Source organism: Streptomyces sp. NPDC088910 (assembly GCF_044749865.1).
Classification (GTDB): Bacteria; Actinomycetota; Actinomycetes; order Streptomycetales; family Streptomycetaceae; genus Actinacidiphila.
Genome location: NZ_JBIVIV010000005.1, coordinates 323,431 through 336,998, shown reverse-complemented (window position 1 = coordinate 336,998; position 13,568 = coordinate 323,431). Strand labels below are relative to the sequence as shown.

General features: G+C 72.4%; 13 protein-coding genes. 8 read left to right on the top strand and 5 right to left on the bottom strand.

The window, feature by feature from the left end:
- The first annotated feature begins 44 nt into the window (after positions 1-44).
- The 3 genes from ACIP4Z_RS14690 to ACIP4Z_RS14680 all read left to right on the top strand — a co-directional run bounded on the left by ACIP4Z_RS14690 (position 45) and on the right by ACIP4Z_RS14680 (position 2,580).
- On the top strand, positions 45-938 hold the full coding sequence (locus ACIP4Z_RS14690; protein WP_401307900.1) for an oxygenase MpaB family protein: 894 nt from the start codon (positions 45-47) through the stop codon (positions 936-938).
- A gap of 79 nt (positions 939-1,017) precedes the next feature.
- A complete protein-coding gene (locus ACIP4Z_RS14685; RefSeq protein WP_401307897.1) occupies positions 1,018-1,305 on the top strand; it encodes a hypothetical protein in 288 nt (95 codons plus the stop codon).
- A gap of 120 nt (positions 1,306-1,425) precedes the next feature.
- A complete protein-coding gene (locus tag ACIP4Z_RS14680) occupies positions 1,426-2,580 on the top strand; it encodes a glutamate--cysteine ligase (RefSeq protein WP_401307894.1) in 1,155 nt (384 codons plus the stop codon).
- A 57-nt stretch (positions 2,581-2,637) separates the two neighbouring features.
- Here ACIP4Z_RS14680 and ACIP4Z_RS14675 read toward each other — a convergent pair whose 3' ends face one another.
- The 5 genes from ACIP4Z_RS14675 to ACIP4Z_RS14655 form a co-directional block, all read right to left on the bottom strand.
- Positions 2,638-5,565 carry a tetratricopeptide repeat protein gene (locus ACIP4Z_RS14675; RefSeq protein WP_401307891.1) on the bottom strand — a complete coding sequence of 976 codons (2,928 nt, stop codon included), beginning with the start codon at positions 5,563-5,565 and terminating at the stop codon, positions 2,638-2,640.
- Between the two features lie 34 nt (positions 5,566-5,599).
- The gene (locus ACIP4Z_RS14670; protein WP_355335405.1) at positions 5,600-5,965 is read right to left on the bottom strand and encodes a hypothetical protein; all 366 of its coding nucleotides are present in this window, start codon (positions 5,963-5,965) and stop codon (positions 5,600-5,602) included.
- 161 nt (positions 5,966-6,126) lie between these two features.
- The gene (locus ACIP4Z_RS14665; RefSeq protein ID WP_355335403.1) at positions 6,127-6,780 is read right to left on the bottom strand and encodes a type 1 glutamine amidotransferase domain-containing protein; all 654 of its coding nucleotides are present in this window, start codon (positions 6,778-6,780) and stop codon (positions 6,127-6,129) included.
- 39 nt (positions 6,781-6,819) lie between these two features.
- The gene (locus ACIP4Z_RS14660) at positions 6,820-7,860 is read right to left on the bottom strand and encodes a phosphotriesterase (protein WP_401307889.1); all 1,041 of its coding nucleotides are present in this window, start codon (positions 7,858-7,860) and stop codon (positions 6,820-6,822) included.
- Positions 7,861-7,894: 34 nt separating this feature from the next.
- Positions 7,895-8,305: a DJ-1/PfpI family protein gene (locus tag ACIP4Z_RS14655; protein WP_401307886.1), complete on the bottom strand. Its 411-nt coding sequence runs from the start codon at positions 8,303-8,305 to the stop codon at positions 7,895-7,897.
- A 205-nt stretch (positions 8,306-8,510) separates the two neighbouring features.
- On the opposite strand from ACIP4Z_RS14655, the gene ACIP4Z_RS14650 reads away from it, so the two are divergent.
- The 5 genes from ACIP4Z_RS14650 to ACIP4Z_RS14630 all read left to right on the top strand — a co-directional run bounded on the left by ACIP4Z_RS14650 (position 8,511) and on the right by ACIP4Z_RS14630 (position 13,500).
- Complete coding sequence (locus ACIP4Z_RS14650; RefSeq protein ID WP_355335396.1) at positions 8,511-9,266, top strand: FadR/GntR family transcriptional regulator; 756 nt, start codon at positions 8,511-8,513, stop codon at positions 9,264-9,266.
- Between the two features lie 363 nt (positions 9,267-9,629).
- A complete protein-coding gene (gene otnK / locus ACIP4Z_RS14645) occupies positions 9,630-10,934 on the top strand; it encodes a 3-oxo-tetronate kinase (RefSeq protein ID WP_401307883.1) in 1,305 nt (434 codons plus the stop codon).
- The gene (locus ACIP4Z_RS14640; RefSeq protein WP_401307880.1) at positions 10,931-11,563 is read left to right on the top strand and encodes an aldolase; all 633 of its coding nucleotides are present in this window, start codon (positions 10,931-10,933) and stop codon (positions 11,561-11,563) included. Before otnK ends, ACIP4Z_RS14640 begins: the two co-directional genes overlap by 4 nt.
- A gap of 3 nt (positions 11,564-11,566) precedes the next feature.
- Positions 11,567-12,238 (top strand): aspartate/glutamate racemase family protein, encoded by a 672-nt coding sequence (locus tag ACIP4Z_RS14635; RefSeq protein ID WP_401307878.1) that lies wholly within the window; start codon positions 11,567-11,569, stop codon positions 12,236-12,238.
- Positions 12,235-13,500: an amidohydrolase family protein gene (locus ACIP4Z_RS14630; protein WP_401307875.1), complete on the top strand. Its 1,266-nt coding sequence runs from the start codon at positions 12,235-12,237 to the stop codon at positions 13,498-13,500. Before ACIP4Z_RS14635 ends, ACIP4Z_RS14630 begins: the two co-directional genes overlap by 4 nt.
- Positions 13,501-13,568 lie beyond the last annotated feature (68 nt).

Sequence of the window (13,568 nt, the reverse complement as noted above, 5' to 3'; positions counted from 1 at the left end):
GGCTCGGTACCCTCGGCGGAGGGAGACGGCCCCTGGAGGCGCTGGTGGGACTGCGGGAACGGATCGCGAGGGAACTCACCGCGACCATGCACGGCGGGGACCTCGAACTGGGACGGTACGCGGCGCCGCCCGGTGATCCCGGACTGTTCGGGATCGCGCCGGGGGACCCGGTGTGGCGGGTGCACGGGCACGCCACCGGGATGCTCACCGGCGGATTCGCCGCGCTCATGCTCCAGTCGCTGCATCCGCTGGCCATGGCGGGGGTGGACGACCACTCCGACTTCCGCGCCGATCCGGTCGGACGGCTGAACGGCACCGTACGGTTCATCACCACGACCACCTTCGGCTCCTCGGCCGCCGCCCGCGAGGTGATCGACCTCGTCCGGCGGATCCACACCCGCGTGCACGGCACCGCCCCCGACGGCCGCCCGTACCGCGCGGACGACCCCGATCTGCTCACCTGGGTGCACACCGCCGAGGTACGCAGCTTCCTCGCCGGCCACCAGACCTACGCGCCCCGGCCGCTGCGGCTGACTCCCGCCGAGTGCGACGCCTACTACCGCCAAGCCGCCCCCGTGGCCGAGGCGTTGGGCGCGCGGAACATACCGCGCACATCCCTCGAAGCCGAGCGCTACCTGGCCCGCATGCGCCCCCAACTCCACGCCACCGCAGCCGCGTTGGACTCGGTACGGTTCCTGCGCCGCTTCGGACGCACACGACGGGAGCGGCTGGTCGTCGGCCGGCTCATGAACGCCTCGGTCGGACTCCTCCCCGGCTGGGCCCGTACCGAATTGGGCGTTCACCGCCCGGCCGCCGTCCGCACCGGCTGGGACCGGCCCCTCGCGACGGCCGTGGGCCGCACCATCGAATGGGGGCTCGGGCCCTCCCAGATCCAGGCCGCCGCGCGAGGACGGCTGGCGCAGGCGCCACAGGGATGACGGGGGCGCGGACCGGACAGCGGCCGACGTACGGGCCTCACGATCCGGGGGCGCGCCACCCGCGTGGGATCATCGGTCCATGAGCAGCGACCTGGAAGTGAGCGCTCTGGCGATCAACGTGACGATCCCGCAGGAGCTCCGCTGGACGGACACCCGACGCGGCGAGGAGTTCACGCTGACCACACTCAACGTCCGGCTGCTCCCGGACGGTCGACTCGCCGCCAAGGCATACGGCCGGCCGGTCGGCGGCGGCAGGGGCGCCTACGTCTCCTTCCCCGTCCCCGACAGACCCGAACTCGCCGCCCTGGTCGACGCCGCCGCCGGCCGGGCCGGGGCGCTGTGGGCCGCCCATCGCGGTCTTGGCTGAACCCGTTTCGCCGCGAGGGGGAGAGGGCTCGCAGGGGAGCGCGGCCCGAGACGCCGATCGATGCCAGGTCTGCTCCGTGACGAGGCCGTTCTGGGGTAGCAGACGGCTATGACGACAGGCGTGACCATTGGGGTCGAAGAGGAATTCCTGCTGCTCGACCGCAGGACCGCACTGCCGGCGCCACGCGTCGGCCAGCTCCGGATCGCGGCGGAGCGCGAGCCCGACCTGGGGATCGAGGAGGTCGACACCGAGCTTCTGCAGTCCCAGGTGGAGGTCGCGACCCCGGTCTGCTCCGACCTGGACGAGGTCGCCGCGCATCTCACGCGGTTCCGGAAGTCGCTGAGCGCCGCGGCGCGCAGCGTGGACTGCCGCCTGGCGGCGACGGGCGGCGCACCCCTCATGGCCGAGGCGTCGGTGCCGGTGACCGGTGAGCAGCGGTACCGGGACATGCGGGTGGACGCGGCGCGACTGGTCGACGAGCAGTTGATCTGCGGTATGCACATCCATGTCGCCGTGCCCGACCGCCAGGCCGGGGCCGCCGCGCTGGGCCGGATCCGTCCCTGGCTGCCGCTTCTGGTCGCGCTGGGAGCCAACTCTCCGTTCTGGGACGGGCGGGACACCGGCTTCGCCAGCTGGCGCACCGTGATCTTCGGCCGCTGGCCGGTCAGCGGATCGCCGCCGTTCTTCTCCGGCGCCTCCCATTACGAGGAGCGGGTCGACGCCCTGCTGGGCACCGGGGTGATCGCCGACCGGCACCAGCTCTACTGGCACGCCCGGCTCTCCGACGAGTACCCGACGCTGGAGGTCCGCGCCCCCGACGTCCAGCTCGACGTCGACAGCGCGATCACCCTCGCCGGGCTCGCCCGCGGCCTGGTGGTCACCGCACTGCGCGAGGGCAGCGTCGGCGGCCGTCCCCTCGACCCGCCGGCCAGCGTCCTCCAGGCCGCGGGCTGGCACTCCGCCCGCCACGGCCTGACCGCCAACCTGGTCGACCCCCGCACCAATGAGCCGTCCCAGGCCGCCGACGTGCTCGGCGCCCTCCTGGACTGCGTCACCCCCGCCCTGAAGGAACTCGACGACCTCGACCGGGTGACCTCCGGCGTGCGACGACTCCTCGACAAGGGCACCGGCGCCGCACGCCAGCGCGCCGCCCTCGCGCACGGCGGCACCGAGGAACTCCTCGACCTGATAGCACCCGAGCCCGTCGATCCGGCGGACGGTGACGACGCCCGCCAGCCGGAAGCGCCCGTCATCGCCCGGGCGGGACGCCCGTAGGGCATGGAATCGGCGCCGGCTCCCGGCGACGGGCGGCAGCCGCGCGCCGATTCCCCGCTACGCCCCGGACGACCCGCCGAGGCGGCTCGCGAGCAGGAGCGTCGCGGCCACGGACTTCACGGGGATGTCGCCGAGCTTCTGGCAGAGGGTCATCGCCTGTCGCAGCGCGAGGTCGGCTTCCGCGGGGTGTCCGGAGGCCAGGAGGTGTGAGCCGAGGTTGGTCAGGACGATCGCCTCGCGCTCGCTGTCGCCGCGTTCACGGAAGACGGCGAGCGCCCGGCGAAAGGCCGCTGTGGCGTCCGCCTCCTGACCGGTCTTGGACAGGGCCAGGCCCAGGCGGTTCTGCGATTCCGCTTCGCCCGCGCGCGCACCGGCTTTCCGGCTGAGCGCGATGGCCTGCCGGAGGTGGTCGGCCGCCTCTTCGTAGCGCCGCGCCGCGAGCAGTGTCGCGCCGAGGCTGTCCAGGAGGACGGCCTGATTCGGTTCGTCGTCCTCTTCGCGCCGTACGGCGAGCGCCCGGCGGAGGGTCTTCTCGGCTTCGTCGTACCGGCCGAGCCAGTGGAGGGCCGCGCCGTGCGCGGCGAGCCGTCGGCGTTCGTTCGAGGCGCTGCCGCTCTCCTCGGCGCAGGCGGCGGCTTCCTCCAGCGCCCGTAGGGCCTGCGCGAACCGGCCCACGCGCACCAGGGCCTCGCCGATGTCCCCCTGGATCTCGCCTTCGACGCGGCGGTCGCCGATGTCGCGGAAGATCGAGACCGCCTGCTCCAGGGCCTCGATGCCCTGCTCCTCCTGTCCGTTCCGGCCGTGGACGAGACCGAGGAAGCCCAGCAGCCTCCCCTCCCCGAAGCGGTCGCCGCTCTCCCGGCAGACGAGCAGGCCCTTGCGGAGGGCCGCGACGGCCTCGTCGTCCTGTCCCGTCCGGGTCAGACGCGCGCTGTCAACGACGACGGCTCTGCCCTCGGCGGCGCGGTCGCCGGTCCTCCGGTGGATGGCCAGCGCCCGCTGGTTCGCCTCCTCCGCTTCCGCCGCGCGCCCCGCATGGGCCAGGGCGAGCGCCAGATACGTCAGCGCCGACGCCTCGTTGTCATCGGCGCCGGCTTCCCGGAAGAGCGAGGCGGCCGTCCGGAACGGTTCGACGGCCTCCTGCTCCCGCCCCGGCAGCAGCACGGACAGCCCCAGAAGATGCTGTGCCCAGCCCTCCGCCGCCCGGTCACCGGTCCATCGGCAGACCGGCAGGGCGACGGCCGCCAGAAGGGTCATCTCCTCGAAGTGGAGGCGCAGGGAGCAGAATTCGGCGAGGCAGTACGAGAGGGCGACGGGCACGGCGGGGTGGCCGAGTCCCGTGGCGAAGGCGGCGGCACAGATCAGGTTGGCGAATTCGTCCTCCAGCCAGGACAGTGCCTGCGCGCGATCCCGGACCAGGGGCGCGGGCGACGGTACGGGGCCCTTGAGGTGCGCGTCGGCCGCGACCGCGGTCCGTACGTAGTAGTCCATCAGCCGGGCCAGCGCCGCCTGCGCCTGATCCGCGTCGGCGCGCGCCGCGCCGCGTTCGTCCGCGTAGAGGCGGACGAGACCGTGCATGCGCCAGCGGCCCCAGGTGCGCGCGGGTTCGATGAGGTGGGCGCGGGCGAGGTCGCGCAGCATGACCTCCGCGGTCGTCTCGTCGGCGCCGCACAGGTGGGCCGCCGCGCTGGTGCCGATGTCGGGGCCGCTGTTGAGGGGGAGCAGCCGGAAGAGCCTGGCGCACGCGGGGGAGACCTGTTCGAGGTGCTGGTGGGAGAGGTCGAACGCGGCCCGTACCGCCCGGTCCTCGCGGGTGAGGTGGTCCAGGCGGCGCTGGGCGTCGGCCAGTGCCTGGGCGAGGGACGCGAGCGGGCGGCCGGGGGTGTCGGCGAGGAGCGCCGAGCAGATCCGCAGGGCGAGAGGTAATCGCCCGCAGTATTCGGCGATGCGCAGGGCGTCGTCGGGTTCGTCGGCGACGCGGGTGTCGTGCGGGCCGCGGGCCTGCCGCAGGACATTGCGGATCAGGTCCACCGAGGCGTCGGCGGCGAGAACGTCGAGTTCGCACAGGCGGGCGCCGACGTCGAGGGTGTGGCGTGAGGTGACCAGGGCCGCGTTGCGGCCGTCGCCGGGAAGCAGCGGGAGCACCTCGTCGGCGCTCGAGGCGTTGTCGATGACGACCAGGACCCGGCGGCCGTGTTCCGCGCAGGCGGCCAGCACCGACCGGTACAGCGCGACGCGGGCCCGCGGATCGGCGGGAATGTCCGCGTCGGCGATGCCGAGAGCGCTCAGCCATGGGCCGAGGACCCGTTCGGGGAGCAGACGCAGGTCCCGGTCGTAGCCGAGGAGATCGGCGAAGAGGACACCGCCGGGGAACCAGCCGGGTTCTGCGGTCGCCCGCGCGGCGGCCTGGAGGACGAGCTCCGTCTTGCCGACGCCCGCCAGCCCGGTGACCACGGCGGCGACGGGTCCGTCGTGCCGCTCGGTCCGTGGCCGCAACAGGTCCAGCAGCTCGGCGAGTTGCTCGTCCCGGCCGGTGAAGTTCGCGGCGCGGACCGGCAGTCCTGACCCGGCCAGGGGAGTCTCGCGCGGCACCTGCACGGTGATGTCCCGGCCCTGGAACACGGCGCTGAAGAACGTACCGCCGTGCACGTGGTTGGCGACGTCGCTCGCCGAACCGGGGGCGGAGGCGGGGTCATTGGGCTCGTCCCGGCTCCCGCGCGGCCAATCGTCCAGCCCCGCGCGGAAGTCCGGATCGACGGCGGCGCGCTCCGCGAGTGCGACGCTGAGCGCCTGCGCGCGTCGCAGGTCACCCGGTGCCCGCTCCAGCGCCCGCAGCTCCGCCGACGCCGAGCTGACCGGGAGCGGTGAAGCCGGTCGCTCCGGGACGGGGCTGCTGACGAGTTCGCCCAGCTCCCGCCAGGCAGCCCGCGCCTCGTCCCGCCTGGCCGACAACTCCGCCAGCCGTCGCGCCGAGATCACCTCCACACGCGCCCCGCCCCGGTCACCGCGTCCGCCGTGGCTACGCGTCGGAGGGCCGGCGGAGTGTGTACCAGGCCGCTCCCGCCAGGGCGGCGGCGGTCACGGCGAGGGCCGCGTGCGGCAGGAACCGTCCCGGCCGGCTGGCCTTACGGTAGGCCAGCACGGCGCCGTTGGACTGCCAGCTCAGCGCGGAGCGATTCGACTGGCCCGACAGCAGCGAGCCGGCCGACTGGAACGAGCCGATGGACGTCGCGGACATCACCGATCCGAGCGACCCGATGGACAGGACCGACGCCACCGAACCGATCGACAGGACCGACCCGGCCGAGGCGATGGACAGCACCGAATCCGTGCACCCGATGGACAGCAGCGAGTTGTGTGACCCTGTCGGCCAGCGTGAGGACATACGGACACTGTCTCACCCCGCACCCCGTCGCACCCCGCATTCCCGGCCGCGAGACAGTCCCCGGCAGCTTCGGCGCCGCACCGCTCGCAGAGCCGTGACGACGCCCTCGCCCGGCCCCGCGCCGGACCGATCGGCCCGGTCACCGGACATGTGCGAGCGTGCTAACCCACCGCGTAGGCGCGGTAGTTCGCCGAGCCGGGGCCCGCGGCGCGGTTCTTCAAGGTGGCGGACCGCTGATAGGTCGCGGACGAGTGGGGGGCCGAGACGGGCGGCCGGTCGGGGGTGAGCTGCTCCGCGGCCTCGAGCGCCGTGATGATCGTGGAGACGAACACCGGCAGGTCGTCCGGCAGCGGTGACGTGATGAGATTCCCGTCGACCACGATCGGCTCGACGACGTAGTCGGCCCCGGCGTGGATCAGGTCGTCACGGATCGGCGCGACCGAGGTGACGCGGCGGCCCGAGACGATTTCGGCGGAGGCGAGCAGCCATCCCGCGTGGCAGATCGCCGCGACGATCCTTCCCTGCCGGTCCACTTCACGGACGAGCGCGACGATGTTCTTGTCGCGTCGCAGGTATTCGGGCGAGAACCCGCCGGGGACGACGAGCGCGTCGATGTCCTCGGCCACCAGGTCCGCGACGTTGACCTCGGCTCGGGCCGGATAGCCGATCTTGCTCGCGTAGACCGCGTCCGTGGCCGGTCCCGCGATGACGACCTGGGCACCCGCCTCGCGGAGCCGGAGCACCGGGTACCACAACTCGAGTTCCTGGTAGAGGTTCTCGACAAGGACGACGACTCGGGCGTCTTGAATTCTCATGTGCTTCCCTCTTGGGCGACGGATCGATTGCGGGGCGGCTCAGACGTCGATCGCGAAGATCCGCCGCGGGTTGTGGATCATGAGCGCGTCGAGCTGCTCGTCGGTGACGCCCTTGGACTTCAGGCGCGGGACGAAGCTGGTGAACATGTAGCCGAGGTCGACCTTCTCGTTGAGCAACTGGGGGTCGGACTCGGTCACCCCGGCGCGCGGATTGAAGAACCAGCGGTCGAACGAGATGACCACGTTGTCCAGGTATCCCTCGTCGATGAGCGTCACCAGGGCGTTCGCCATGGCTTCGTCCAGTTCCTCGGCGCTGCCGACGCGCCAGGGGATGCCGACGTGGTCGAGCTGGACGTTGGCGCCCATGGCGAGGATCTCGCGCATCATCTCGACCTGCGGGGGGACGAAGGCGTGGCCGATGATGACCTTCGCCAGGTCCATGCCCTCCTCCGTGAGGATCTCCAGTTGCTCGCGGCCGGGGTTGGTCACCTCGAAGTCCATGGGGTCGATGTGGGTGTTGATGGCGCAGCCCACCTGCGTCGCCGCCCGCGCCGCGGCGCGGATCACCCGGTCCTCCACCTCGTGGATGTGCCGGCCGTTCGGGCCGAGCGGGCTCGGCTTCGGCGTGACGCTCTCCTGGCCGGTCGCGATCTTGATGGCACCGGCCCGGTAGGGGGTCTGCTGCCAGGCGAAGACCATTCCCTCGGTGAGGTCCTTGACGAAGAACTCGGTCAGCTCCTCGACGGTCTGGCGCCGCCAGTAGTACGGCACACCCATCCGCTCGGGGAAGAAGCCCGTGATGGCGACGACGTTCATGCCCGTCTGCTTGGCCACGTCGACCATGAACTGCGGGTGGCGGCCTACCTCGGGCGGGGTCATGTCGACGATGGTCCCGTAGCCGTACCCGTCCATCCCGCGCTGGACCTGGCCCGCGACGAAGTCGACCGCGGCGCTGTAGTCCAGCACGGTGCGGTGGTCCAGCTCCGCTCCGGGGTAGCCGTAGAGCAGGTGCTCGTGGCTGAGGATCTTGCCCGAGTTCTCCGCGGGCACGTCACCGAGGACTGTTCGTAGAATCTTCAACGTTTCTGCCTCCTGCTCTCGAATGCGGTCGTCGTCACTTCTGGGACCAGCGGCTGAACAGCTCCCGGTACAGCTCGGGCATGCCGTCGGCGTCCGGCGCGGTCAGCCAGTTCGGGCTGGTGAAGCCGGGGCCCAGCAGCGAACGCACGAGGTCGGTGCCGGTTCCGCTGGAGACCAGGTGGCCGTGCCGGACGGAGAAGTCGCCGATCAGGGCGCGCTGACCGGCCGAGGCGACCGGTGCCGCGCCCACGCCGCCCGGCACCACCAGGGCGTCGATGGTCAGCCCCGCCAGTTGGTCGACGGTCGAGGTCGGGACGACGGGGTAGCCGAGGTGGCTCTCGCAACCCTCCGGGTCCGACGTGACCAGGTGCAGGTCGGCGCCGGCCTCCCGCGCGCGGAACACCGGATACCAGAACTCGACCTCCTGGTACCCGGGGAACGACAAGACGACGACTGTCCGGGACTGGGGCATACGACTTTCCTTCGGGTTGCACACGGCAAATGAACCTGGCTGGTTGTCTTACAGGTTGAGTATGCGGGATATGTTCAAGGTTCCGCAAGGTTTGTGACCCGAGGTGGGGGAGTGTCCGCGGGGTATCCGGCGGGCTGGTGATTGCGCTCGACCCCCTGACTGGCGCAGACTAGGGTCCGTGGAAGAGCAGCCAGACAGTCTGTCAATACCGGTCCGGGAGCGGCAGTCGCGCAAGCTCGTGGCGATGAAGCGGGTGGCACGGCACAGCGCTGTCGATGTCGTACGCAATCAGCTCGTCGAGCTCATCGAGCGCGGCGAGATTCCCGTGGGGGACTGGCTGCCCTCCGAGGCGGAGATGTCGCGCGCGTTCGGGGTCAGCCGGCCCGCCCTGCGCGAAGCCCTGGGCAGCCTGCGGGCGTTCGGCTACATCGAGTCCCAGACCGGCCGGGGTTCGATGGTGGTCTCCAACCGGGCTTCCAGCTCACTGACGTTGAGCCAGTACTCCTCGACCGATCTCAACGAGGTGCGCCGCCACTTGGAGGTGCCGACGGCCAAGCTGGCCGCGACCCGCCGGTCCGAGGAAGAACTCGCGGTCATCGTGGAGGCCTGCGAGGCGTACGCGGTGGAGGCGGACCCGGAGATCAGGGTCCGGCTGGACAGTGAACTGCACATCGGGATCGCGTCCGCGACGGGCAACCCCCTCTTCCCTCGGCTGATCAAGGACATCCGGTCGATCCTCGAGGAGCAGTCCCTGGCGCTCTCCGTGTCCGCCGAGCGCTGGCGGCACTCCACGGAGGAGCACTTCGCCATCTGCCGGGCGATCCGCGACCGCGACCCGGACCGCGCCTCCGAGGCGATGGTCGCCCACCTGCGCGCCGTCGAGGACGCGGTCAGCATGCTGCAACGACCGGAAACTCCGCTGTCGTCGACCTGAGGTGACCGCGGCGCCACGAAAGTGGCGTCGTCGCGGTCGTGAGGGCTGGAACGCCCCGAAGGGGCGTACGGTCGGCTCGCAGTCCACGTCCTAGCTGTCTGACAGGTCGCCCGAACGCCGTCACGGGACCCGGCTCGCCGTCTGTCGCCGAGCCGAGCCGAGCCGCGCCGCGCGTTGGTGCGCGCCGCCGCGCCGCCCTCCGGTATGCGTCCCATGCCCCATGCCCCATGCCCCGTGTGCCCGTTACCCCGTGTCCGGGTACGCGTCGGCGCGCGCACCGCCGCGACCTGTGACGCGCCTGCTCCCCGCCGCGTCGCCGTGCTACATTTCAACCTGTCAGACTGCCTGACCTTTGGGGGAAATGTGGGTGACTCGGAAGTGATCGGGATCATCGCGGACGACATCACCGGCGGGTCGGACGTGGCCGCGGCGCTCAGCGCGGCGGGCAGACGGACGGTCCAGGTGGTGGGCGTGCCCGGCCCCGACCTCGAACTGCCGCCGCATGACGCCGTCGTCGTCTCGCTCAAAACGCGCAGTGTGCCGCCGGAAGATGCGGTCGCCGAATCGCTGGCGGCGCTGCGCCGGCTGCGGGACCTCGGGGCGCGCCGGATCGGCTTCAAGATCTGCTCGACGTTCGACTCCACGCCTCGCGGCAACATCGGACCCGTCGGACTCGCCCTCGCGGACGCGCTGGACAGCGGGATCACGCTGGTCTGCCCGGCCGCACCGGCCAACGGCAGGACCGTCTACCAGGGAAACCTGTTCGTCCACGACCTGCCGCTGGCGGAGTCCTCGCTGGCCCGGCACCCCCTCAATCCGATGACCGACTCCAACCTCGTACGGCTGCTGACCGCCCAGACCACCGCCGAGGTCGGTCTCGTGGATCACTCCCTCGTACGGTCCGGGGCCCCGGCCGTACGCGCCCGGCTGGCGGACCTGCGCGCGGCCGGTGTGCGTTTCGCGGTCGCGGACGCGATCTGCCGTGACGACCTGCTCGTCCTCGCGGACGCCATCGGTGACGCGGCCTTCTGGATCGGGGCGAACGGTCTGCACGCGGCGGCCGGGGCGGCGGCTCAGGACAGCGCGACCTCGCACGGCATGGTCCCGGCCGACGCGGTCGGGCCCGGCCCCGGCGACTTCGCGGACACCATCGCGGGACCCACCTTCATCGTCGCGGGCAGCTGCTCGGACGCCACTCGCGGCCAGATCGCCGCTTTCCGCGAGAGCGGCCCGGCCATCGCCCTCGACCTCGCGCGGGTACGGGACGACGCGGGGTACGCGGCCGAAGTCGTCGCGCGTGCGCTGACCTTGCTGTCGGACTCGCCTGCGGTGCTGGTCCACAGCGCGGCGGACGCCCGCCAGTCGACCGAAGAAGCCGAGGCCGAAGCCGGGGCCGGCTCGACCGACCTGGGCTCCGCCATCGAGACCTTCCTCGCCGAACTGGCCGCCGGAGCGGTCGACGGCGGGATACGGCGTCTGGTCGTCGCCGGAGGCGAGACCTCCGGCGCGGTGCTGCAACGGCTCGGCGTACGGGCCCTCCAACTGGGCGGCCCCATCGATCCGGGCGTGCCCTGGATGCGTTCGCTCGGCCCGACCGAGCTGGCACTCGCGTTGAAGTCCGGCAACTTCGGCGGACCGGACTTCTTCCTCAAGGCCGTGGCCCGATGACGCCGACAGCCGCGGGTGACCTGGTCGCGTACGCCAAGCTCCTGTCCGACCGCGGGCTCGCGCACGGCCGTACCGGAAACCTGAGCGTGCGTACGGCGGACGGCGTGCTGGTCACCCCGACCGGCTCGGCGCTCGGCTCGCTGACCGAGGACGGCCTCGCGCACGTCGACGAGCGGGGCGCCCGGTTGTCCGGCCCGCCGCCGACCAAGGAACTCCTGCTGCACCTGGCGGTGTACCGCGCCCGCCCCGAACTGCGCGCCGTCGTCCACCTCCATTCCCCCTGCGCCGTCGCGGTCTCGCTGCTGCGGGACACCGATCCGTCCGACGCGATTCCCCCGCTCACCCCCTATTACGTGATGCGGGTCGGCTCCCTCCCGGTCGTGCCGTACTTCCGGCCCGGGGACCCGGCCATGGCCGAGGCGGTCCGCCCGCTGCTCACGCGGTCCCACTGCCTGCTGCTGGCCCACCACGGCACGCTCGCCGGAGGCGGCACGCTCGCCGACGCGGCGGAGGCGGCCGAGGAGATCGAGGCGACCGCCAGATTGTGGCTGGCCGTCCGGTCCCATGACATATCCACTCTGACCAGCGACCAGATCGGTGCCCTGCGTCCGGCCGACCCGAACAGGTGACCCATGTCCGACCGTCCTGTCATCACCATGATCCACACCGTGACCACACTGCCCCCGGTCTTCACCGCCCTGGCCGCCGAGTCGCTCCCCCACGAGATCGAGCTTCGCCACATCGTGGACGACAGCCTCCTCTCGGTGACCCGCGCGGAGGGAGGAGTACGCGCCGGAACCGCCCGGCGCCTGCTCGGGCATGTCTGGTCGGCGGCCGACGCGGGCGCCGACTTCGTACTGGTCACCTGCTCGTCGCTCGGCGAGGCGGTGGAGCTGACCAGGCCCTTCAGCACGGTCCCGGTGCTGCGGATCGACGAGCGGATGGCCGAGGAAGCCGTACGGAGCGGTCCGCGGATCGGGGTGATCGCGACCCTCGGCACGACGCTGGCCCCGACCGCGAATCTGATCCGCCGGGCGGCCGAACAGGCCGAGGCGCCGATCGAACTGGTCGAGACGCTGTGCGTGGGCGCCTTCGAGGCACAGGCGGCCGGCGACCCCGCCGCCCACGACACGCTGGTCCGTGACGCGCTGGGCGAGCTGATCCCCCGGTGCGACGTCATCGTGCTCGCTCAGGCGTCGATGAGCCGCATCGTCGCGGAACTCGACGAAGCCCCGCGGATTCCCGTACTGGCCAGTCCCCGGTCGGCGCTTGAAGCGCTCGCCGACCGGCTGCGCCAGTCGTGACGGGTACGGCCGAGGACCGGGAGGCGAGCCCGGCCACGCGTATCCGGGCGCGGTGGCTGTACGGGGGAGCGGGCGTCGCGCGACGGGGCGCGGCGATCCTGGTCCGCGGCGACAGGATCGCCGCGGTCGGTCCCGACGCCGATGTTCCGCACACCGGCGGTCCCGAGCTGACGTTCGAGGCGGCGACGGTACTTCCCGGCCTGATCGACGCGCACACCCACCTCCTTCTGCCGTACGGCCGGGATCTGACGCGGGTGGACAGCGGTTCCGCCGCCGCGACGGCCGCCGCGCGCGCCGTCGCCGCCCGTCTGCTGGGCAGGGGCGTCACCACCGTCCGCGATCTCGGCTCACCCGGGACCGACGGCCAGGCCCTGCGGGACGCGATCGGCGCGCGGCCCGCGGACGGTCCCACCGTCGTGGCCGCGGGCCGCCCGATCACCTCGCCCGACGGCCACTTCCGCTCGTTCGGCATCACTGTCGAGGGGGCCGCCGAGGCGGCCGGGGCGGTGCGGCTGCTGCACGACGAGGGAGCCGACCTCGTCAAGATCGCGGTGACCGGCGGTTCGCTGACCCCTGGCACCGATATGAGCAGGGCGTATCTGGGGCGGTCCGAGATGGCCGCGATCGTGGCCGCCGCGCACGCCCGCGGGATGCGGGTCGCCGCCCACGCGCACGGCACCGAGGGGATCGAGATCGCGCTCGCCGCCGGGGTCGACACGATCGAGCACTGCACCTGGCTCGATGCGCGCGGCCGGATTCAGGCGCCGCCACCCGAGCTGCTGCGCGCCCTGTGCGACCGGAGGCAGTCGGTCGTTCTCGCCGGTCCGATCGAGCCGGCGATCGCCGATCTGCTGGACACGCCAGTGCCGTCCGGCGCGGATTCACCGATGGCGCCCGGCCTGGAGCGGCGGCTGCGGATCTGGCGGAACGGACGGACGCTCGCCCGCGCGGGCGTGCCGGTGGCCCTGGGATCGGACTCGATCTACGGGCAGTTCCCCGACTGCCGCGACCTGACGGTCAGGGCGCGCGCGATGGTCGCGTTCGCCGGATGGCGACCGGCGGAGGCGCTCGCGGCGCTGACCTCCGGAGGCGCCCATGCCCTCGGCCGCGCCGGTGAGGTGGGCACGATCGCGCCCGGCGCGTACGCCGACCTCCTGGTCGTCGCGGGAAACCCGACCGAGTCGATCGGCGACCTCGACCGGGTCGTCGCGGTGTTCAAGCGAGGCCGCCGGGTGGCGCGGGACGCAACCGTGAACGGCTGACGTTTTTCTCCGCCCAAGAACGCGAACGGCGACCGCCGCCTACCCGAGGGTAGTCGGCGGTCGCTCAT

Excerpts from the sequence above, each read along its gene's own strand:
- ACIP4Z_RS14685 (WP_401307897.1), top strand. The coding sequence starts at position 1,018 with ATGAGCAGCGACCTGGAAGTGAGCGCTCTGGCGATCAACGTGACGATC.
- ACIP4Z_RS14670 (WP_355335405.1), bottom strand. The coding sequence starts at position 5,965 with ATGTCCTCACGCTGGCCGACAGGGTCACACAACTCGCTGCTGTCCATC.
- ACIP4Z_RS14665 (WP_355335403.1), bottom strand. The coding sequence starts at position 6,780 with ATGAGAATTCAAGACGCCCGAGTCGTCGTCCTTGTCGAGAACCTCTAC.
- ACIP4Z_RS14640 (WP_401307880.1), top strand. The coding sequence starts at position 10,931 with ATGACGCCGACAGCCGCGGGTGACCTGGTCGCGTACGCCAAGCTCCTG.
- ACIP4Z_RS14635 (WP_401307878.1), top strand. The coding sequence starts at position 11,567 with ATGTCCGACCGTCCTGTCATCACCATGATCCACACCGTGACCACACTG.